A 17920-nucleotide genomic window follows, 5' to 3' on the forward strand; every position below is an offset into this window, starting at 1 on the left:
TCCGTTGGCAACAGGAAGGGTCCGGCCAGCCGCCGGGCCTTTCTTATTTTTCGAGCGTTGCGACCGCCTCGACATGGGCCGACCAGAGAAACTGGTCGATCGGCGTCACCGATGTGATGCGGTAGCCCGCGGCAACGAGGATCGAGAGATCCCGTGCAAGCGTCACGGGGTTGCAGGAGACTGCGGCGATTTTTTTGACGCTCGAGCGGGCGAGCTCATGGCATTGCGCTTCGGCTCCGGCGCGCGGCGGATCGAAAACGACGGCGTCGAAGACCTTCAACTCCTGCACCATCATCGGTCGGCGGAAAAGGTCTCGCTTCTCGATGGTTATGGGTTTCAGCCCTTGCGTCTTGCGGGCCGCAAAGTCGAGCGCCTTCAAGGCCTTGTCTTCGCTTTCGACGGCGTGGACCCGCGCTGTCCGCGCGATCCTGAGTGCGAAGGTGCCGATGCCTGAAAAGAGATCGGCGACGCGCTTTGATTTGCCGACGTGGCCCAGCACGCGTTCGGCCATTGCCTCTTCGGCCTCGCGGGTCGCCTGAGTGAAACTCCCGGGCGGCGGAGAGACAGTTACACCGCCGAAGCCGATCGCCGGCTTGACGGGCTCGACGATGATCTCGCCGTTCAGGCTGACGCGGGCAATGCCGCGCTCACCCAAGACCGTCTCGACTGTCGTGCGCCTCTGCTTGTCGCTGAGCTTGATACCTTCAGCGGCCAAATCGAGCCCGGTCTCCGTCTCAAGCACGGTGATGCGGAACGGCTCGGCGCTCGACGCCATGGCGGCGGCGATCCTGCGGATGGTCGCGAGCCGCGAGACGATGCCCGGGCTCGTGATGGGACATTCGCTGATCGCGACGATATGGTGGCTCTCCGCCTGGTTGTAGCCGAGGAGCAGTTCCTTCTCAGTTCGCCGGGCGGTAAACACGACGCGGCGGCGCTCACCCGGTCGGGCGATGATCAGCGGGCCAACCTCCGGCGTCAGACCTTTCGACTTCAATGCATCGATGACGAGGCTGCGCTTGAACGCGTGATAGAGTTCGTCGGAAGCGTGTTGCAGCGTACAGCCGCCGCAAGTGCCGTTGACGCCCTCGGGTCCGAAGTGGCGACATTTCGGTTCGACCCGCTGAGGGGAAGCCTCCTTCAGCGACATCAGCGTGCCGTGCGTCCTGTCGACCGCGAGGGTCACCGTCTCGCCGGGCAACGTGAAGGCTGCATAGACGTGGCCGGTTTCCGTCTGCGCGACGCCGTCGCCTTGCGCGCCCAGCCGACTGATCTTCACGGTTTCCGTGCTCATGGCTTTCTTCCCGCGAGAAGAAATTCGCTGTTGCCGTCGCCGCCCGCGATCGGCGAGGGGATGAGTCCGAGGCTCTGCCAGCCCATGTCCTCCACAAGCCAGCGTTCGAGCTCGGCCGCCACCGCCGGCGCGCTCTCCGGATCCTTGAGCAGACCGGCCTTGCTGATCGCGTCGCGACCGGCCTCGAACTGCGGCTTGACGAGCAGGACGCAGTGCGAGCCGGGCTCGGCCATGTCGAGCGCGGGCGGCAGCGCCAGTTTCAACGAGATGAAGGATACATCGGAAACGACGAAGGTGATGCTGCGGTCGCCGATATCCTCAGTCGTCATCGCTCGGGCGTTTAGCCCCTCGATATTGGTGACGCGAGGATCTTGCGCAACGCGCGGATGTATCTGCCCGTGACCGACATCGACGGCAACCACATGGGCAGCCCCTCTCTTTAGCAGCACCTCGGTGAATCCACCCGTCGACGCACCGATGTCGAGACAGGTTTTGCCCGAGGGGTCGAGCCCGAAATGGTCGAGCGCGGCGACGAGCTTCAGCGCCGCGCGGGACACATAGGCCTGTGCCGGGTCGTCGATGGTGATCGCAACGCCTTCGGCGAAAGTCGTGGCGGGTTTGGTCACGGTGCGACCATCGACCTTGACGGTTCCGCGCTGGATCGCGTCACGCGCGCGGGCGCGGCTGGCGACGAGGCCCTTGTTTAGAAGCAATTGATCGAGGCGGATCATGACGTGCATTTCATTGGACATGGTCCGTCATGGCGCGTCATGCGGCGTATTGCAAGGGAGCGGGATAAGCGCCTTTGGATTAAGCGAAATTTAAGTCAAAAAATGCGAATCTTTCAGGGCTGGCAAAGCTCCCTCCCGACGAACCATGAACGGTTCCGTCCTCTGCCATATCCAATGATGCCTTTGGCGCGACCCGAAGCGGCTGGCCGTCTCCCACGGCACCGATCGGGTTGCGCTGCCCGATCCGCGTGTGTCCCTGAAACAGGATTCCACCTCAATGTCTCTAAAAAACATTCCCCTTAGTCGCAAACTCGGCCTGACTTTTTGCGGCCTTATCGCACTCTTCCTGACCGTATCCGCGGTCGTCTATTGGAAAGCCGAACTCGCCAGGCAGTCGTCCGCCCGACAGAGCCAATCCGCCCGGCTCGTCAACCTCATCGATGAGGCTTCTCAGGCCATGCTGGAGCAGGCGGTCAATCTTCGAGGCTTCCTGCTCTTCCGCAGCGACAGCACCTATAATGACGTCTTCGCAAATCGCGAGCGCATGGGAAAAAATATCGCTGCCGCTCGCGAGACGGCCGCCGGCGAAACGCGATTGCTGGCCCTAATCGACAATATGCAGAAGGCTGCCGACGTCTATTTCAACGAACTCGCCAAACCGCAGCTGGAGGCGCGTCGCACGACCGAAATGCCGATCCTCGAGGTCATCGAGATCGGGCGCAACGCATCCAAGGGACAGCTTGACGCGTTTCGTGAGGCTGCTGCCCAGATCAAGGAAAAGGCACGTGGTTGGTCGGCCGAGCAGCAGGACCTTCAGGCAAACGCCACATCGGTCCTCATGGCGGCTCTCGGCCTCGGCGCCGTCGCGGCAACCGTGGTGGCGGCCCTGATGGCCTGGATGCTTTCCCGGACGATCGTGCGGCCGATCGTCGGCATGACCGGCGCAATGGGCCGCCTTGCCGGCGGTGATCACGATATCGACGTGCCCGCCCTCGACCGCGAGGACGAAGTCGGTCAGATGGCCCGTGCGGTGCTCGTGTTCCGGCAGGCTGCGATCGAGAAGCTCAGGCTCTCCGGCGAAACCGAAAAGATGCGCAGCGCGGCCGAAGCCGAACGCAGCCGTAGCGATGCGGACAGGGCTCGCGAGGCCGCTGAAATCCGAGTTGCGATGGAAGCGCTTGGCAGCGGGCTTGCGGCTCTCGCCGAGGGCAATATTGCCCACCGGATCGAGGTGCCGTTCGCCGAGCGCCTCGATGCCCTGCGCATGGATTTCAACCAGTCGCTGGAGAAGCTTCAGGCAACTCTTCGTGCCGTCGGCGAAAACGCCGGTGCGATCAATGCGGGCGCCAATGAAATTCGCGAAGCCGCAAATGACCTGGCGAGACGCACAGAGCAGCAGGCCGCTTCCGTCGAGGAGACGGCGGCGGCGTTGGAGGAGATCACCACGACGGTGCGCGATTCGACCAAGCGCGCGGAGGATGCAGGCGTTCTGGTCGATCGCACCCGAGCGGGAGCGGAAAAATCCGGCGATGTCGTCCGCCGCGCCGTCAGTGCCATGCATGAGATCGAAAAGTCGTCCGGGGAGATCTCCAACATCATCGGCGTTATCGATGACATTGCTTTCCAGACCAATCTCCTCGCGCTGAATGCCGGCGTCGAGGCCGCACGCGCTGGCGAAGCGGGCAAGGGCTTTGCGGTCGTGGCGCAGGAAGTTCGCGAGCTCGCCCAGCGCTCGGCCAACGCGGCCAAGGAGATCAAGGCCCTGATCATGATGTCCGGCGAACAGGTTCGCGCCGGCGTGCACACCTCGTCGGCCAGACGGGCGAGGCCCTCGAAACGATCGTGACCGAGGTGCGCGAGATCAATCAGCACGTGAGCGCCATCGTCACGGCAGCACGCGAGCAGTCGACCGGACTGCAGGAGATCAATATGGCCGTCAATTCGATGGATCAGAGCACGCAGCAGAATGCGGCAATGGTCGAGCAGTCAACCGCCGCGAGCCACGGACTCGCGCGCGAGGCCGCAGCTCTGGATCAGCTCATTTCACAATTCAAGCTGGGCCGCCGTCTCGAAACGACTGCGGCGGTGACGAGCGCTTCAGCGGCATCGAAGCCGATTGCTTCTCCTGCCCGACTGCTCAGCCAAAAAGTGGCGAGATCGTTCGGTTCTGCGGCGGCGGCGCAAAGCCAGGATTGGACCGAGTTCTGATGGCGTCCTGACGATCTTGCCTAACGCGAAGGCCCGGCGAAAATGTCGGGCCTTCTTCTTGAAGTAGAATGCCTCAGCCCGCCGCGCCGAGGCCAACCGCGTGCTTCTGGCCGAGCGCCTGGAACACGGTCGAGACGATGCCTGCGCGATCGAGGCCTGCGCGAGCGTACATCGCTTCCGGTTTTGCCTGTTCCATCCAGACGTCGGGCATCACCATCGGCCGCACCTTAAGGCCGCCGTCGAGCAGGCCCTCTTCGGCAAGGAAATGCAGTACCTGGCTCGCAAAGCCGCCGATCGCGCCTTCCTCGATAGTGATCAAGACCTCGTGGTGGCGGGCGAGCTGACGGACCAGATCATGATCGAGAGGCTTAGCAAATCGCGCGTCGGCGACCGTTGTCGAGAGGCCGGAGGCGTCGAGGTCTTCGGCCGCCTGCAGACAGTCTGCAAGCCGGGTGCCGAATGAAAGCAGCGCTACCTTCGTTCCCTCCTTGACGATGCGGCCCTTGCCGATCTGAAGGATCTCGCCGCGCTCCGGCAGTTCGACGCCCACACCTTCACCACGCGGATAACGGAAGGAAATCGGCCCTTCGTCGTAGGCCGCGGCGGTGCGCACCATATGCTTCAACTCCGCCTCGTCGGCAGCAGCCATCACAACGAAGCCGGGCAGGGTGGCAAGGTAAGTCGTGTCGAAGGAGCCGGCATGCGTCGGCCCGTCGGCGCCGACGAAGCCGGCGCGATCGATCGGGAACCGGACGGGCAGGCCCTGGATCGCCACGTCATGAACGACCTGATCATAGGCGCGCTGCAGGAAGGTCGAATAGAGTGCGGCGAAGGGCCTGTAGCCTTCGGCGGCGAGCCCTGCGGCGAAGGTCACGGCGTGTTGCTCGGCGATACCGACATCGAAGCAGCGTGACGGATGAACGGCCGCAAACCTGTCGAGACCGGTGCCGGTCGGCATCGCTGCGGTGATCGCGACGATCTTGTCGTCGAGGCTTGCTTCCTGGGTGAGCGCTTCGGCAAAGACCGAGGTATAGGCTGGGGCATTCGGCTTTGCCTTGGCCTGCGCGCCGGTGATCACATCGAACTTGTTGACGCCGTGGTATTTGTCGGCGGCGGCTTCCGCCGGCGGATAGCCCTTGCCCTTCTGCGTCACCACATGAATCAGCACTGGCCCTTTGGCATTGTCGCGAACGTTGCGGAGCACCGGCAGCAGATGGTCGAAGGAGTGCCCGTCGATCGGCCCGATATGGTAGAAGCCCATTTCCTCGAAGATGGTGCCGCCGGTGACGTAGCCGCGTGCATGCTCGACGGCCCGGGTGATCGCCCGGTCGACGGTCTTGCCGAGATAGGCGGTAAGCTTCTTGCCGACTTCGCGGATACCCATGTAGGTCCGCCCGGAAGCAAGCCGCGCGAGATAGGCGCTCATCGCGCCTGTCGGCGGCGCGATCGACATGTCGTTGTCGTTGAGGATGACGATCAGGCGGGCATCGAGTGCTCCGGCATTGTTGAGCGCTTCGAAGGCCATGCCGGCCGACATGGCGCCATCGCCGATCACCGCGATGACATTGCGGGCCTTGCCGTCGAGGTCGGCGGCGACGGCCATGCCAAGACCGGCAGAGATCGACGTCGAGGAATGCGCGGCACCGAAGGGATCATACTCGCTTTCAGCGCGCCGGGTGAAGCCGGAGAGGCCGCCTTCCTGGCGCAGTGTGCGGATACGGTCGCGCCGCCCGGTCAGGATCTTGTGCGGATAGCACTGGTGGCCGACGTCGAATATCAGCCGGTCGTCGGGTGTGTTGAAAATCTTATGGATGGCGATCGTCAATTCGACCACGCCGAGGCCGGCGCCGAGATGGCCGCCGGTGCGTGACACCGCATCGATCATTTCCGCGCGCACTTCGCTTGCCAGTTGCGGCAAGTCCCTGTCGTCGATCTTCTTCAGATCGGCGGGGAACTTAACCTTATCAAGCAAGGGAGTCGCCGGCATCGGATTGGTTGGCAGTTGTGTCACGCTGCATGCCTCGTGCGCACCGAAGGACGGCGCGCGAATGTTGATGGGTCCGTTAGAACGGCTGTTTAGACGCAATCGTCGTTGAATGCAAAATTAGGCTTTCCTGCGTCTTCAACCAAGAGCTTAACGAAAATTACCTTTCGGGCAAAGGCACGAACTCTTCCTCATCCCCCGGCACGATCTCGAAGCGCCCGGTGCGCCACTCTTCCTTGGCCTTATCGATCCGCTCCTTGGAGGAGGAAACGAAGTTCCACCAGATGTGACGCGGCGAAGCCAGGCTAGCACCCCCGAAGAGCATCACGTGGCAACCCTTTGCGCCGGCAGTGATGGTGATTTCATCCCCCGGCCGGAAAACGAGAAGCTGATTGTCGGCGAAATGATCGCCGGCGATGATCGCTTCGCCGGAAAGAATATAAAGCGCGCGTTCCTCCCAATTGGCGGCGAAGGGCGCGCTTCTGCCCGCCTCGATCGCCAGATCGACATAGATCGTGTCGGTGAAGACGGAGACCGGCGAGCTTCCGCCTTCAAAATTGCCGATGACCACCCGCGCCCGAACGCCGCCGTCGGCAAGATGGGGCAGCATGTGTTCTTCAGTGTGATCGAAGACGGGATCGATCTCTTCCTTGCCGTCGGGGAGTGCCAGCCAGGTTTGCAGTCCAGAGAGCGAGCGTTCATGGCCGCGCTGGTTTTCCGGCGAGCGCTCGGAATGCACGATGCCGCGCCCGGCGGTCATCAGGTTCACGTCACCGGGACGGATCACCATCTCGGTGCCGAGGCTGTCACGATGCTTTATCTCGCCGTCGAAGAGATAGGTGACGGTCGAAAGACCGATATGCGGATGCGGGCGGACATCGATTGCCTCGCCCGCCCGAAGCAGCGCCGGTCCCATACGATCGAAGAAAATGAAGGGGCCGACGAGGCGGCGCCTCGCCGTCGGCAACGCTCGGCGCACCTGCAGGCCGCCGATGTCACTGGTGCGTGGAATGATGAGGTGCTCGATGGCATCACAGGCGGGTTTGTCGCCGGCGAGCGGATCGGGACCAGGAAAGAAGGACATGGCAGTCGCTCCCGTTGGTGGGCGTTCCGGTTGAAACTAGCGGTAAACCCCTCAACGCGGTAGCGGCTCTTCGAAGACGCAGCGTTTCCGGTTTCAAGCCTTTGCCGCTCACTGCTCTGCGTCGAGCGGCTCCACGCCCTGCGGTCTGCCCGCACGATCGAGGCGGATTTTCTCGATACGGTCCTCGGCCGCCTTCAACAGCGTCTCGCAATGCTTCTTCAAAGCCTCGCCGCGCTCGTAGATTTCGATGGACTTGTCGAGCGCGACATCGCCGCGTTCAAGCGCGGAGACGATGCGTTCCAGTTCTTCGACCGCCTGCTCGAAGGAGAGGGTAGAAACGTCCGGTTGCTGGATGCTGGTGTCCATGAATTACCCTCTCAGAAGTCTCAAGATATGCATGCCGGCCGACTCGGCGAGCCCCTGCAGATCGTAGCCGCCCTCGAGCAGGCTGACGACACGGTGGCCGGCGCTTTTACTGGCCATGTCCATGAGGCGCCCGGTGGCCCAGTCGAAGTCTTCGGCAACAAGGTTGATCTGGGCCAGCGGATCGCGATGGTGAGCGTCGAAGCCGGCGGAAACCAGAATGAAGTCGGGTCGGAAATTGTCGAGCGCGGCGAGCACGCGGCTGCGGAAGGCATCGCGGAAATGCTCGCTGCCGCTGTTTGGCGACAGCGGCGCGTTTACGATGTTGTGCTTGACCCCGGTCTCGTCCTTGGCGCCGGTGCCCGGATAGAGCGGCATCTGGTGAGTGGAACAGAAGAGCACTGACGGATCGTCCCAGAAGATGTCCTGTGTGCCGTTGCCGTGGTGAACGTCCCAGTCGACGATGGCGACCCGCTCCGCGCTATGCGCCTTCTGTGCGTGGCGCGCGGCGATCGCCACCGTGTTGAAGAAGCAGAAGCCCATCGCCTTGTCCTTTTCGGCGTGGTGCCCCGGCGGGCGGGCCGCGACGAAGGCGTTATCGGCCCCGCCGGAGAAGACCGCGTCCACGGCAGCAACCGCACCGCCGATCCCTGTCAAGGCTGCCTCAAGGCTCAGCGGACTGGCATAGGTGTCCGCTTCGATCTGGTTTATATCGTCGCCGTCCGGGATCGCGCGCTTGATCGACCGCAGATGCTCTTCCGTATGGGCGAGCAGCACCAAATCTTCATCGCTTTTCAACGCCTCCAGGCGCTTGAGCTCCGTAAAATTCGGGTGCTCCAGCGCAAGGTTCAGCGCCTTCAGCCGATCCGGCCGCTCAGGGTGCCCCTCCGGAACCTTGTGTTCCAGGAAAACTGGGTTTTCGTAAAAATGCGTGGTCATGCCCGGAAACTAGTGCGCGAACGGTCAGAGGTCCATGGCGGAACACCGTGAAAGTGTCGATTTTCAACAGCGCGGATCGAGCAGGATCTTGCCGTTGCGAAGCGGGTCGGCCTGATGCGCCAACGCATCGGCAAGCCGGCTTAACGGGTAGGTTGCGGCCATCGGGCTTGCGAAAAGGCCGTCGCGCAGGCCAGCGAAGCTCCGCGCAAAGGCCGCTTCAATCGCTTGGCGATCGGCCGAATGCACCCAGGTCCTGAGCCAGAGGTAGGCGAAAAGGACGCCGGAGCGGCGGCTGATTGCCGCCTGCGGCACCGGCACGCCGCTGAGCGCCCCATATTGGATGAAGGTCCCGCCGGGGCGAACGGAGCGGCTGATCAGCTCGCCGGCCAGCCCGCCGCCGACGGCATCGAGTACGGCGTCGAAGTCGATGTGCGGGGGAAGGTCGCTCCCGTCGCTCACAATCACGCGGTGAGCATTGCCAAGACGGACGCGGCTTTTTTCGCTGCGAAGGATTGCCGTCGGCGCCATGCCTTCGAGAGCCAACAGCCTCAACAACATTCCGCCGATCGCAGAGCCGGCAGCGGTCACGGCGACGCTGCGCCCCTCGAGCGAACCGAAATGCGTCCGCAAGGCTTCGATAAGCCGAAGCGCGGTTAGCGGATTGACGTAGCACGCGGCGGCCTGTTCGTCGGTTATATCGTCCGGCACACGGAAGCACCATTCGGCCGGGCGTATGAGGAATTGCTGCCATAGGCCGCTTGCCCCGATCGGAAGGACGCGGTCCCCCGGCCTCAGATCTCGCACGCCCGGTCCAACGCGGCTGATAACGCCGACGCCTTCGAAGCCGGGCACGAAGGGCAGTTCGGTGCGGGCGCGATAGGCGCCGGTCACGGGAATGAGGTCGGACGGGTTGATCGCCGCGAGCGATATCGCGATCTCGATCTCGCCGGCAGCCGGGGCCACGCGCTCGGCATCCACAAGTTCGATGACTTGTTCGGGATCGCCAAACTGTCTAACGAGGGTGGAGAGCATGGCAAGGGGCCTCGCATGGACGGCACGCATCGGGAAAATGTCACGGAAATCCGCATTCCTTTTCGCGATATAGACATGCACGGGCATATGCACAATGCGGCCTATTACGCGCATGCGGAAGCAGCACTCGCCAATCTGTGGCGGCATCGGCCGGCGGTAAAGGGCGAGCCTGCCTATCTCGTTCGCCGTTCAGCCTGCGTCTACCATCGAGGACTGCGTTTCGACGAGCCGGCCAGGTTCACGGTAAGTGTCGCGAAGGTCGGCGGCAGTTCCTTAAGCTTCGCCGTGCGGGTCGAGGCGGCCGACCAGCTGTCGGCGGAGGTCGAAATCGTCTGGGTCGCCGTCGATCCCGTTCGCCACAGACCCTTGCCGGTTCCCGCCGCTACCCGCGAATGGCTTACGGCTTACATGGCCTGATCCGGCCGCAGGCTGCGGACATGGGCAACGATCCCCATGCCGCCGCCGACACCCATCATCGCGAGGCCCTCCGCCTGTGATGGGACGGCAAGCATCTGCGAGAACAACCGGACGATAAGAATGGCGCCCGAAGCGCCGTAGGGATGGCCGAGCGCAATGGCGCCACCGTCGAGATTGACGCGCGCGGGGTGAATGTCGAGCTGGTCGAGGCTGCCGAGGACCTGCGAGGCGAACGCCTCGTTGAATTCGATGAAGTTCATATTTGCTATGTCGAGCGCGGGGTTGCGCGCGCGAAGCCGCGCCATCGCAGGGACGGGACCAAGCCCGAGCAGGTTCGGGTCGACGCCCGCCGCCGCCGCATCGACGAATTCGAGCGCAAAGGGAACGCCGAGCCGCCGCGCCTCGGCGAGATTGGTCACCAGCACCATGGCAGCCCCGTCATTGATCGGGCAGGCATTTCCGGCGGTGACGGTGCCGTTCTTGACGAAGACCGGCTTCAGCCGGGCGAGCGTCTCAGCGGAGGCGTTTGCGCGGGGGCATTCGTCCCTTGCGACAATACCGGCAGGTGTCGCCACCGGCACGATCTCACGCGCGAACCTGTCCGCCGCTTCGGCCGCGACGGCGCGCCGATGGCTTTCCAGGGCGAACTGGTCCTGCCGTTCCCGCGAAATGCGGCAGACTGCGGCGACGTTCTCGGCCGCAACGCCCATGTCCGGGTCGCCGATGAAATCAGGCGCCATCCGCGCGCGCTTCACCGGCTGAAGCTCTTCGCCACGCGCAAGTGGCGGCCGAAGCCGGACGTGGGCGCGGCTGGCGCTTTCCGTGCCGCCGGCAAGATAAAACCGACCCGCGCCGGCCTGAATCTGGCGTGCCGCAAGCACGATGGCTTCGAGCCCGGAGCCGCATTGGCGATCGACGGTGACACCCGGGATGGAAACGGGCAAGCGGGCTTCGAGAGCGGCGAGGCGGGCGAGATTGCCGGCGCTGTTGGCGGCGTTGCCGATGAGCACGTCATCGATCTCGGCGCTGCCGATGCCGGTGCTGGCGACGATCTTCTCGATCAGCAAGGCAGCAAGGCTTGCCGGCTCGATCGTGGCGAGGCTGCCGTTGACGCGGCCGACCGGTGTGCGCAGCGCTGCGATGATGACCGGCGTGCGCGCCGGATCAGACGAGACGTTCAAGGGCACGGTTTCCCTCCGCGATCCATTGCCGCAGCTCCTTGGCGGCGATCTTGCCGGAGGACGTCATCGGCATCTCGCGGCAGAGCCAGACCTTTCGCGGGTGCTTGTAGCGCGGCAGGGCGGCGGCAAGATGACGCTCCAGCGCCTCGCGTTCAAAGCCGCTTCCGTTTGGCTGGATCACGGCGGCAAGCTCACTGCCAAGATCGGGATGGTCGAGCCCGAGGACCAGAACAGCGCGGCTGCAACCGCCGGCCATGATCGCTGCTTCGACCTCGGAGGGATAGATATTATTGCCGCCCGAGAGCACCATGCCGCCCGCGCGTCCGATGAGATGCAGCGTGCCGTCGCCGTCGAGAAAGCCGAGGTCTCCGACAGTTGCGCGAGCGCCTTGCCGAAGGAAGCCGGTGCCGTCGGCGCCAGCAATGTAGCCATCGGATATCAGTTCGCTCTCGACGAAGATCGTGCCCGTTTCGCCTGGAGGAAGACTGTTGCCTGCGTCATCAAGGATCGCCAGCCGAACGCCAGGGAAAGCCTTGCCGACTGCGGTCGGCGTGTGGTTGTCCATTGCCCCGGAAACACTGATGAAACCAAGCTCGGAAGCGCCGTAATATTCGGTAACCTCCGCCGTAGGAAAGGCGCGGCTTGCCGCCTTTCGATCCGTAGGCGTGAGCTTGGCGCCGGCGACGGTGATCTTTTCGACGGAGCTCGACTGGTAGCCTTCCGATAGGTCGCAAAGCCGTCGCAACATCGTCGGCACCAGCACGAGCCGCTTGGCTTGTGCTGCTTGGATCGCAGTGAGTGCCTGGCGCGCTTCGAAATGGCGGGTGCCGATGAACTCGGCTCCGGCCGTCAAACTTTCGGCAAGCGCATAGAGGGCTAGGCCGTGTGCCAGTGGGCCGGGCGCATAAGTCTTCGTTTCCGGTCCGATGCCGAAAAAGCCCTGACCGATCTTGAGACTGAGGCGCCAGGACCTGCGGTCGCGGATGATCGCCTTCGGTTCGCCGGTAGTGCCGGATGTGGAGACGATGAGGAAGGGTTCAGCGCCGTTGCCGATCGGGAGGAGGGGTGCACTATCGAAGCTGCCATCGACAAGATGACCTTGTCCCGTGGCGAGCACATCAAGACGCAAGGAATCGCCCTCGGCGCTGATGACGATGTCGGGGCGCAATTGCTCTTTCATTCGCCGTCGGGCGGCCTCCGGCAGGTGCGGATCGATGATCGCTGCGCAATTGCCGCCTGCCGTTGCGGCAATGACAGCGGCCGGAAAGAGCGGATGATTGCCGACTTCGAGCGCGATCAGCCGCGCCCGGCCCGAGAGGACGCTGCGGCTCGTGGGCGCCTCTCGCTCGATCGCGTAGAGAATGCGTTTTGCCTCCGCAGCGAGCTCCCGGAACGTGAAGGTCCGGTCCTCCATTCGGAAGGCTGGAACATGCGGGCGCTCACCCGCATGCAGCATTGTCGCCTCGGCGAATGGCATGGCGTTAGGCGCGCACCGGCAGCAGCGGGTAGCCGGCAAGGACGGCGCGGGCGGCAAGCGCGGCAATCGCTGCCTTGAGAAGATCACCCGGTATGAACACCAGCGAACCGGTCGCGGCAGCCAGCAGCGGCGTGCCTGTGACTGCGGAAAGCCACGGAACGCCGATCGCATAGAGCACGACGATACCGCCGATCACCGATGCCAGAAAGAAGCCGGCAAACTGGCGGCCTTCCGAATTTGCCGGATGCACGAAACGCTCGGCGATCAGGCCGGTGACGAAGGCGGCAACCGCCCAGCCGAGGATGAAGCCACCGGAGGGACCGGCGAAAACCGCGAGGCCACCGCGTCCACCGGAAAGCACCGGCAGGCCGATGGCGACCAGCAGGATGAACAGCAGGAAGGCAAGTGCCCCGCGTTTCGCGCCGATGATGCAGCCGGCGAGCATGACGCCCATAGACTGCGCCGTGATGGGAACGGGAATGAAGCCGAGAGTGATCGGCGGTATGAGGCCAAGCACGATGACGATCGCAGCGAAGAGCGCGACGAGGACGAGATCTCTGGTGTTCATATGGTCTTACCCTTTTATTAGAAAGCGCGAATTTATTGCCGGCGAAATCCGCGGGCGTCAATGGCGGCTGCAATCGTATCCGCATCTTTCAGTGTCAGGATGATCAGCGGTCCGACGATCGTCAACGGCCGCACTGGCAGCCCTCGTGCGCGGTGCGCCTCGCGGATCGCCTGATAGCGAGCGAAGATATCGGGGACGAAACGCAGCACGAGGCCGAGCGCCAGGCTGACGTCTGCCGCACGCAGCAGACCCAGGCGCTCAAACGGCTTCATCAGGATCGTGATCTCGTCCATGAAGGCGCCGATGGTCGTCGTCGCCGTGACTGCCGCCGCAAAGAGCACGAGCGACGTCAGCCGCAGGATCAGAGCGGCGACGTCCGGCACTGGAAGGAGGAAAAGGTTGACGAGCGCGAGGACGAGGATGGTGAAGAAGATGAAGCCGACGCGCGAAATCGCTTCGCGTAAAGTCATGCCGAGCGACAAGTAGAGCGAGCCGCAAAGCAGGAATGCGGGCAGCAGGAGCGTGAGCGACTTTGTCGCGAAGAGGAGCAAGCTGACGATCACGAGCGCGATGAGTTTCGCGCGTACCGGAACGCGATGAAACCAGCTTTTTCCCTCGACATAAAGGCTCGTCAGCATCCGGCGACCCCGTGATAGTGCCGGATCGTCTCGTCCGGCGGTCCGTCGGCAACGAGCCGGCCCTCATGAAAGAGAAGCAATCGCGCCACACCTTCGACAAGTCGTAGGTCATGGGTGATGACGATCGTGTCTTCGTCGAGCGCGTCGATCGTTTCGGCGACCATGCGGCGGTTGCGCAGATCGAGCTGATTGGTCGGCTCGTCGAGGATCAGAATTTTCGGTCCGGTGACGACGACGCTTGCCATCGCGACGAGTTGCGTTTCCCCGCCCGAAAGCTCGTGGACGCGGCGCCGCGCGAGGTGAGAGACGCCGAAACGTGCCAGCACCGCCTCGGTTCGCAACGAGATTTCATGGGCAGATAGTCCGCGGTTCTTGAGACCGAAGGCGATGTCATCGGAGACGATCGGCATGATCAATTGGTGCTGCGGATTCTGGAAGATGAAGCCGGCTTGCGCCAGCACCTCCCGGTCATTCTCGATTGTATCGAGCCCGTTGACCGTCACGCGGCCCGTGGTCGGTTTGACAAGCCCGTTGATAAGCCGTGCGAATGTGGTCTTGCCGGAACCGTTGAGGCCGATGATGCCGATACGCCGTTCGTCCAGGGAAAGGGTCAGGGGATAAAGCGCGACCCGCTCGTTGAAGCTGACCGAGCAATCGGTAAAGCGGATATTCAATCCTTGTTCCCTCGCAGTTTGCGTGATCGCTCTATAGGGCAAGTCGATCGGAAAGAGCAATGCGGCTTCGCCCCCGCTTCGCGCTTTGCGGAGTATTTGAAAAATGGGAATAAAAGCCTACTCTTTGCGGCATGACGATTCGTCTCTCCAACCGCGATGCCCGGTGCATCTTCCTTGCCAAGCAGGGTCTCTCCGCCGCGCCGCATCGCGCGCTCGGCAAGGAGGGCTTGCTGCAGCTCATTCACGACATCGGCTTCGTGCAGGTCGACAGCATCGCGACGGTCGAGCGGGCCCATCACCAGATCCTCTTCTCTCGCAACCAGACCTACCGCCGCGAGCACCTGACGGAGCTCCTGGAGAAAGATGGCGAGCTCTTCGAGCACTGGACCCACGACGCCTCGATCATTCCGAGCTCCTTCTTCGTCTATTGGAAGCACCGCTTCAAATGGGAAAGCGAGACGCTGAAAGAGCGCTGGCGCAAATGGCGTGGCGAGGGCTTCGACGAGGGTTGCGACGAGACTTACGACAGGGTCGCCAGCGGCGGCGCGGTCATGTCACGCGACTTGAAAGCGGATGACCACGAGTCCGGCGGCTGGTGGAACTGGCACCCGTCGAAGACGGCCCTCGAAGTGCTCTGGCGGCAGGGCAAGCTCGCGATTGCCCGGCGGGTGAATTTTCAGAAGGTATACGATCTCACTGAACGGGTCATTCCCGCGCGCCACTACGAGGGGGACGTCAGCCACGAAGAGTTCGTCGATTGGGCCTGCCGCAGCGCGCTCGAGCGTCTCGGCTTCGCCACCCACGGCGAGATCGCAGCTTTCTGGGACCTGGTGTCGTCGGACGAGGCGAAAGCCTGGGTTGCCGCGCACCGCGACGAGCTTTGCGACGTGGTGATCGAATCTGGCAATGGCGGCAAACCGCGTCCATCCTACGCTTTCTCCGGCTTTCCGGACAACGTCGGCGATATCCCCGATCCACCGGGCCGCATTCGCGTGCTCAGTCCTTTCGATCCCCTGTTGCGCGATCGGAATCGCACCGAACGCCTCTTCGGCTTCTTTTATCGCATTGAGGTCTTCGTCCCGGAAGCAAAACGCGAATACGGCTACTATGTCTTTCCGCTGCTTGAAGGCGACAAGCTGATCGGCCGCATCGACATGAAGGCCGACCGCAAGCGCGGAAGCCTCGATGTTCGGCGTCTCTGGCTGGAGCCGGGCGTAAAGGCGTCGTCGGGGCGGATGGAAAAGCTCGCCGCCGAACTCGACCGCGTTGCCCGTTTTGCCGGCGTCGAAGAGGTGAACCTGCTCGATGCATGGGATGCTCCTGTTTCCTGATCGAGAATTTCCTTGGCTTGCGGCTCCACGCTTCCTAAATGGAGCAAGGAATCTCGCCCACGCAGGAGCAGAACCATGAATACCGATCTGATGAGCCTCTTCGACGCGGACGAGGCAATAGTCCGCAAGGTTCTCTCCGAGACGCTTTCCGGCGCCGACGACGGTGAACTCTTCCTCGAGCATGCGCAGGCCGAGGTGCTCTCATTCGACAACGGCCGCCTCAAGGGCGGCAGCTTCAACACCGATCAGGGCTTTGGCCTGCGTGCTGTAGCCGGCGAGGCGGTGGGCTATGCCCATGCGGGCGAACTGTCGCTTGCGGCGTTGAGAAGAGCTGCGGATGCCGTGGAGCAGGTGACCCGGGGCCATTCAGGCTCCTATGCTGCGGCTCCGCAACGCACGAACAAGAAGCTCTATGGCGACGAAAATCCGATCGGCGAGCCGGCATTCGAGACGAAGGTAACGTTGCTTCAGGAAATCGATGCCTATCTGCGCGCGAAGGAGTCGAAGGTCCGGCAAGTCACAGCGACGATCTCCGCCAGTTGGCAGGTTGTGGACATTCTGAGGGCTGACGGCCATCGCGTTCACGATATACGGCCGATGACGCGCATCAACATCTCCGTCGTCGTCGGCGAAGGTGACCGGCAGGAAACAGGCTCCTTCGGCATCGGCGGACGGCGCGGCTTCGGCGACTTCATCACGGAAGAAAACTGGAAACGCGGCGCCGACGAAGCGCTACGGCAGGCGCTCGTTAATCTCGAAGCTATCGACGCGCCGGCGGGCACCATGGATGTCGTGCTCGCCTCCGGCTGGCCGGGCGTCATGCTGCACGAAGCGGTCGGCCATGGCCTTGAAGGCGACTTCAATCGCAAGAAGACATCAGCCTTCGCCGGCCTCCTCGGTGAGCAGGTCGCTGCAAAGGGCGTTACCGTCGTCGATGACGGGACAATCGAGGAGCGGCGCGGCTCGATCTCGATCGATGATGAGGGTACGCCCTCCGGCTACAACGTGCTGATCGAGGACGGCAAGCTCGTCGGTTATATGCAGGACCGGCAGAACGCCCGACTGATGGGCATGAAGCCGACCGGCAATGGCCGCCGTGAAGGCTATGCCTATGTGCCGATGCCGCGGATGACCAACACCTATATGCTCTCCGGCGATCGCACGCCCGAGGAGATCATCGCCTCGGTGAGGAAGGGCATCTATGCGGTCTCCTTCGGCGGTGGTCAGGTGGACATCACCTCCGGCAAATTCGTGTTCGGCTGCACTGAGGCCTATCTGATCGAGAACGGCAAGCTTGGAGCGCCGGTCAAGGGCGCGATGCTCATCGGCAACGGACCGGATGCAATGAAGCGGGTGACGATGGTCGGCAATGACACGAAGCTCGATACCGGCATCGGCAATTGCGGCAAGGCAGGTCAGTGGGTGCCGGTCGGCGTCGGTCAACCGCATCTGAGGATGGATCAGATCACCGTCGGCGGCACGCAGGCGTAGATCGCACATGATAGAAATCCGGCGTTTTTCGCCAGCCGACGAACAGGCTGTCATCGACGTCATCCTACCGATCCAGCAGGAGGAATTCGGCTTCGATTACGGTCGAGGACCAGCCGGACCTCCGGCGATCCCGGAGTTCTATCAGAGCGGAGACGGTGATTTCTGGTTGCCACGACCGGCGGCCGCGTCGTCGGCACGATTACCCTCAAGGATATCGGAGGCGCGCAGACAGCACTGCGCAAGATGTTCGTCGCTCGCGACTTTCGCGGCCGAGACCACGGCGTGGCCCACACGCCTGCTAAAGGCGCTTCTCGCCCATGCCGAGCGCCGCAAGACTGCGGCGATCTTCCTTGGAACGACCGAGAAATTCCTCGCCGCGCATCGCTTCTGCGAAAAGAACGGCTTTGTGCAAATCGCCTGCGAGGACCTTCCGCCGAACTTCCCGTTCATGGGCCTGGACACACGTTTCTATGTTCACCGGCTGACGCCCGCCGCATAGGCCGGGCGGCCT

Annotated in this window: 15 protein-coding genes and 2 pseudogenes; 5 read left to right on the forward strand and 12 right to left on the reverse strand. The window is 63.1% G+C overall.

The annotated features are described in order from the left end of the window. Positions 1-43: 43 nt before the first annotated feature. Together PYH37_RS15445 and PYH37_RS15450 are read right to left on the reverse strand one after the other, a co-directional pair. Positions 44-1291: a class I SAM-dependent RNA methyltransferase gene (locus tag PYH37_RS15445; protein ID WP_280735800.1), complete on the reverse strand. Its 1248-nt coding sequence runs from the start codon at positions 1289-1291 to the stop codon at positions 44-46. Further along, positions 1288-2043 (reverse strand): TlyA family RNA methyltransferase, encoded by a 756-nt coding sequence (locus tag PYH37_RS15450; RefSeq protein WP_280735801.1) that lies wholly within the window; start codon positions 2041-2043, stop codon positions 1288-1290. The genes PYH37_RS15445 and PYH37_RS15450 overlap by 4 nt, the downstream gene beginning before the upstream one ends. Before the next feature lie 256 nt (positions 2044-2299). Here PYH37_RS15450 and PYH37_RS15455 point away from each other — a divergent pair. Beyond that, a pseudogene (locus PYH37_RS15455) lies at positions 2300-4230 on the forward strand (methyl-accepting chemotaxis protein). Positions 4231-4303: 73 nt separating this feature from the next. Here PYH37_RS15455 and dxs read toward each other — a convergent pair. From dxs to PYH37_RS15480, 5 genes are all read right to left on the reverse strand, one after another. Next, positions 4304-6217 (reverse strand): 1-deoxy-D-xylulose-5-phosphate synthase, encoded by a 1914-nt coding sequence (gene dxs, locus PYH37_RS15460; protein ID WP_280736055.1) that lies wholly within the window; start codon positions 6215-6217, stop codon positions 4304-4306. 157 nt (positions 6218-6374) lie between these two features. Then, positions 6375-7298 (reverse strand): pirin family protein, encoded by a 924-nt coding sequence (locus PYH37_RS15465; RefSeq protein ID WP_280735802.1) that lies wholly within the window; start codon positions 7296-7298, stop codon positions 6375-6377. 108 nt (positions 7299-7406) lie between these two features. Then, positions 7407-7664, reverse strand: a complete 258-nt coding sequence (locus PYH37_RS15470) for an exodeoxyribonuclease VII small subunit (RefSeq protein WP_280735803.1) — start codon at positions 7662-7664, stop codon at positions 7407-7409. Between the two features lie 3 nt (positions 7665-7667). Continuing rightward, positions 7668-8600 carry a histone deacetylase family protein gene (locus PYH37_RS15475; RefSeq protein ID WP_280735804.1) on the reverse strand — a complete coding sequence of 311 codons (933 nt, stop codon included), beginning with the start codon at positions 8598-8600 and terminating at the stop codon, positions 7668-7670. A 63-nt stretch (positions 8601-8663) separates the two neighbouring features. Further along, on the reverse strand, positions 8664-9632 hold the full coding sequence (locus PYH37_RS15480) for a zinc-dependent alcohol dehydrogenase family protein (protein WP_280735805.1): 969 nt from the start codon (positions 9630-9632) through the stop codon (positions 8664-8666). A 15-nt stretch (positions 9633-9647) separates the two neighbouring features. Between PYH37_RS15480 and PYH37_RS15485 the strand changes: the two genes are divergently transcribed. Further along, positions 9648-10049 carry an acyl-CoA thioesterase gene (locus tag PYH37_RS15485; protein ID WP_280735806.1) on the forward strand — a complete coding sequence of 134 codons (402 nt, stop codon included), beginning with the start codon at positions 9648-9650 and terminating at the stop codon, positions 10047-10049. Here PYH37_RS15485 and PYH37_RS15490 read toward each other — a convergent pair. From PYH37_RS15490 to PYH37_RS15510, 5 genes are read right to left on the reverse strand one after another with little or no spacing between them, the layout of a single operon-like run. After that, positions 10037-11230 (reverse strand): thiolase family protein, encoded by a 1194-nt coding sequence (locus PYH37_RS15490; RefSeq protein WP_280736056.1) that lies wholly within the window; start codon positions 11228-11230, stop codon positions 10037-10039. The genes PYH37_RS15485 and PYH37_RS15490 overlap by 13 nt on opposite strands. Beyond that, positions 11214-12707 carry a class I adenylate-forming enzyme family protein gene (locus tag PYH37_RS15495; protein WP_280735807.1) on the reverse strand — a complete coding sequence of 498 codons (1494 nt, stop codon included), beginning with the start codon at positions 12705-12707 and terminating at the stop codon, positions 11214-11216. The genes PYH37_RS15490 and PYH37_RS15495 overlap by 17 nt, the downstream gene beginning before the upstream one ends. A gap of 4 nt (positions 12708-12711) precedes the next feature. Next, positions 12712-13275: a biotin transporter BioY gene (locus PYH37_RS15500; protein WP_280735808.1), complete on the reverse strand. Its 564-nt coding sequence runs from the start codon at positions 13273-13275 to the stop codon at positions 12712-12714. 32 nt (positions 13276-13307) lie between these two features. Then, positions 13308-13913, reverse strand: coding sequence for a CbiQ family ECF transporter T component (locus PYH37_RS15505; protein ID WP_280735809.1), 606 nt, complete (start codon positions 13911-13913; stop codon positions 13308-13310). Beyond that, complete coding sequence (locus PYH37_RS15510) at positions 13907-14587, reverse strand: energy-coupling factor ABC transporter ATP-binding protein (protein WP_280735810.1); 681 nt, start codon at positions 14585-14587, stop codon at positions 13907-13909. The genes PYH37_RS15505 and PYH37_RS15510 overlap by 7 nt, the downstream gene beginning before the upstream one ends. 131 nt (positions 14588-14718) lie before the next feature. Between PYH37_RS15510 and PYH37_RS15515 the strand changes: the two genes are divergently transcribed. The 3 genes and pseudogenes from PYH37_RS15515 to PYH37_RS15525 all read left to right on the forward strand — a co-directional run bounded on the left by PYH37_RS15515 (position 14719) and on the right by PYH37_RS15525 (position 17908). Further along, positions 14719-15918, forward strand: a complete 1200-nt coding sequence (locus PYH37_RS15515) for a winged helix-turn-helix domain-containing protein (protein WP_280735811.1) — start codon at positions 14719-14721, stop codon at positions 15916-15918. A gap of 75 nt (positions 15919-15993) precedes the next feature. After that, positions 15994-17409 carry a metalloprotease TldD gene (tldD, locus tag PYH37_RS15520; protein WP_280735812.1) on the forward strand — a complete coding sequence of 472 codons (1416 nt, stop codon included), beginning with the start codon at positions 15994-15996 and terminating at the stop codon, positions 17407-17409. Positions 17410-17416: 7 nt separating this feature from the next. Then, positions 17417-17908 (forward strand): annotated as a pseudogene (locus PYH37_RS15525) (GNAT family N-acetyltransferase). Positions 17909-17920 lie beyond the last annotated feature (12 nt).

The sequence above is a fragment of the Sinorhizobium numidicum genome (assembly GCF_029892045.1).
Classification (GTDB): Bacteria; Pseudomonadota; Alphaproteobacteria; order Rhizobiales; family Rhizobiaceae; genus Sinorhizobium; species Sinorhizobium numidicum.

Bases quoted from the DNA above. Each gene is read 5' to 3' on its own strand.
- PYH37_RS15485 (WP_280735806.1), top strand. From the start codon at position 9,648: ATGGACGGCACGCATCGGGAAAATGTCACGGAAATCCGCATTCCTTTT.
- dxs (WP_280736055.1), bottom strand. From the start codon at position 6,217: ATGCCGGCGACTCCCTTGCTTGATAAGGTTAAGTTCCCCGCCGATCTG.
- PYH37_RS15475 (WP_280735804.1), bottom strand. From the start codon at position 8,600: ATGACCACGCATTTTTACGAAAACCCAGTTTTCCTGGAACACAAGGTT.
- PYH37_RS15470 (WP_280735803.1), bottom strand. From the start codon at position 7,664: ATGGACACCAGCATCCAGCAACCGGACGTTTCTACCCTCTCCTTCGAG.
- PYH37_RS15445 (WP_280735800.1), bottom strand. From the start codon at position 1,291: ATGAGCACGGAAACCGTGAAGATCAGTCGGCTGGGCGCGCAAGGCGAC.
- PYH37_RS15480 (WP_280735805.1), bottom strand. From the start codon at position 9,632: ATGCTCTCCACCCTCGTTAGACAGTTTGGCGATCCCGAACAAGTCATC.
- PYH37_RS15515 (WP_280735811.1), top strand. From the start codon at position 14,719: ATGACGATTCGTCTCTCCAACCGCGATGCCCGGTGCATCTTCCTTGCC.
- tldD (WP_280735812.1), top strand. From the start codon at position 15,994: ATGAATACCGATCTGATGAGCCTCTTCGACGCGGACGAGGCAATAGTC.
- PYH37_RS15495 (WP_280735807.1), bottom strand. From the start codon at position 12,707: ATGCCATTCGCCGAGGCGACAATGCTGCATGCGGGTGAGCGCCCGCAT.
- PYH37_RS15450 (WP_280735801.1), bottom strand. From the start codon at position 2,043: ATGTCCAATGAAATGCACGTCATGATCCGCCTCGATCAATTGCTTCTA.
- PYH37_RS15465 (WP_280735802.1), bottom strand. From the start codon at position 7,298: ATGTCCTTCTTTCCTGGTCCCGATCCGCTCGCCGGCGACAAACCCGCC.
- PYH37_RS15500 (WP_280735808.1), bottom strand. From the start codon at position 13,275: ATGAACACCAGAGATCTCGTCCTCGTCGCGCTCTTCGCTGCGATCGTC.
- PYH37_RS15505 (WP_280735809.1), bottom strand. From the start codon at position 13,913: ATGCTGACGAGCCTTTATGTCGAGGGAAAAAGCTGGTTTCATCGCGTT.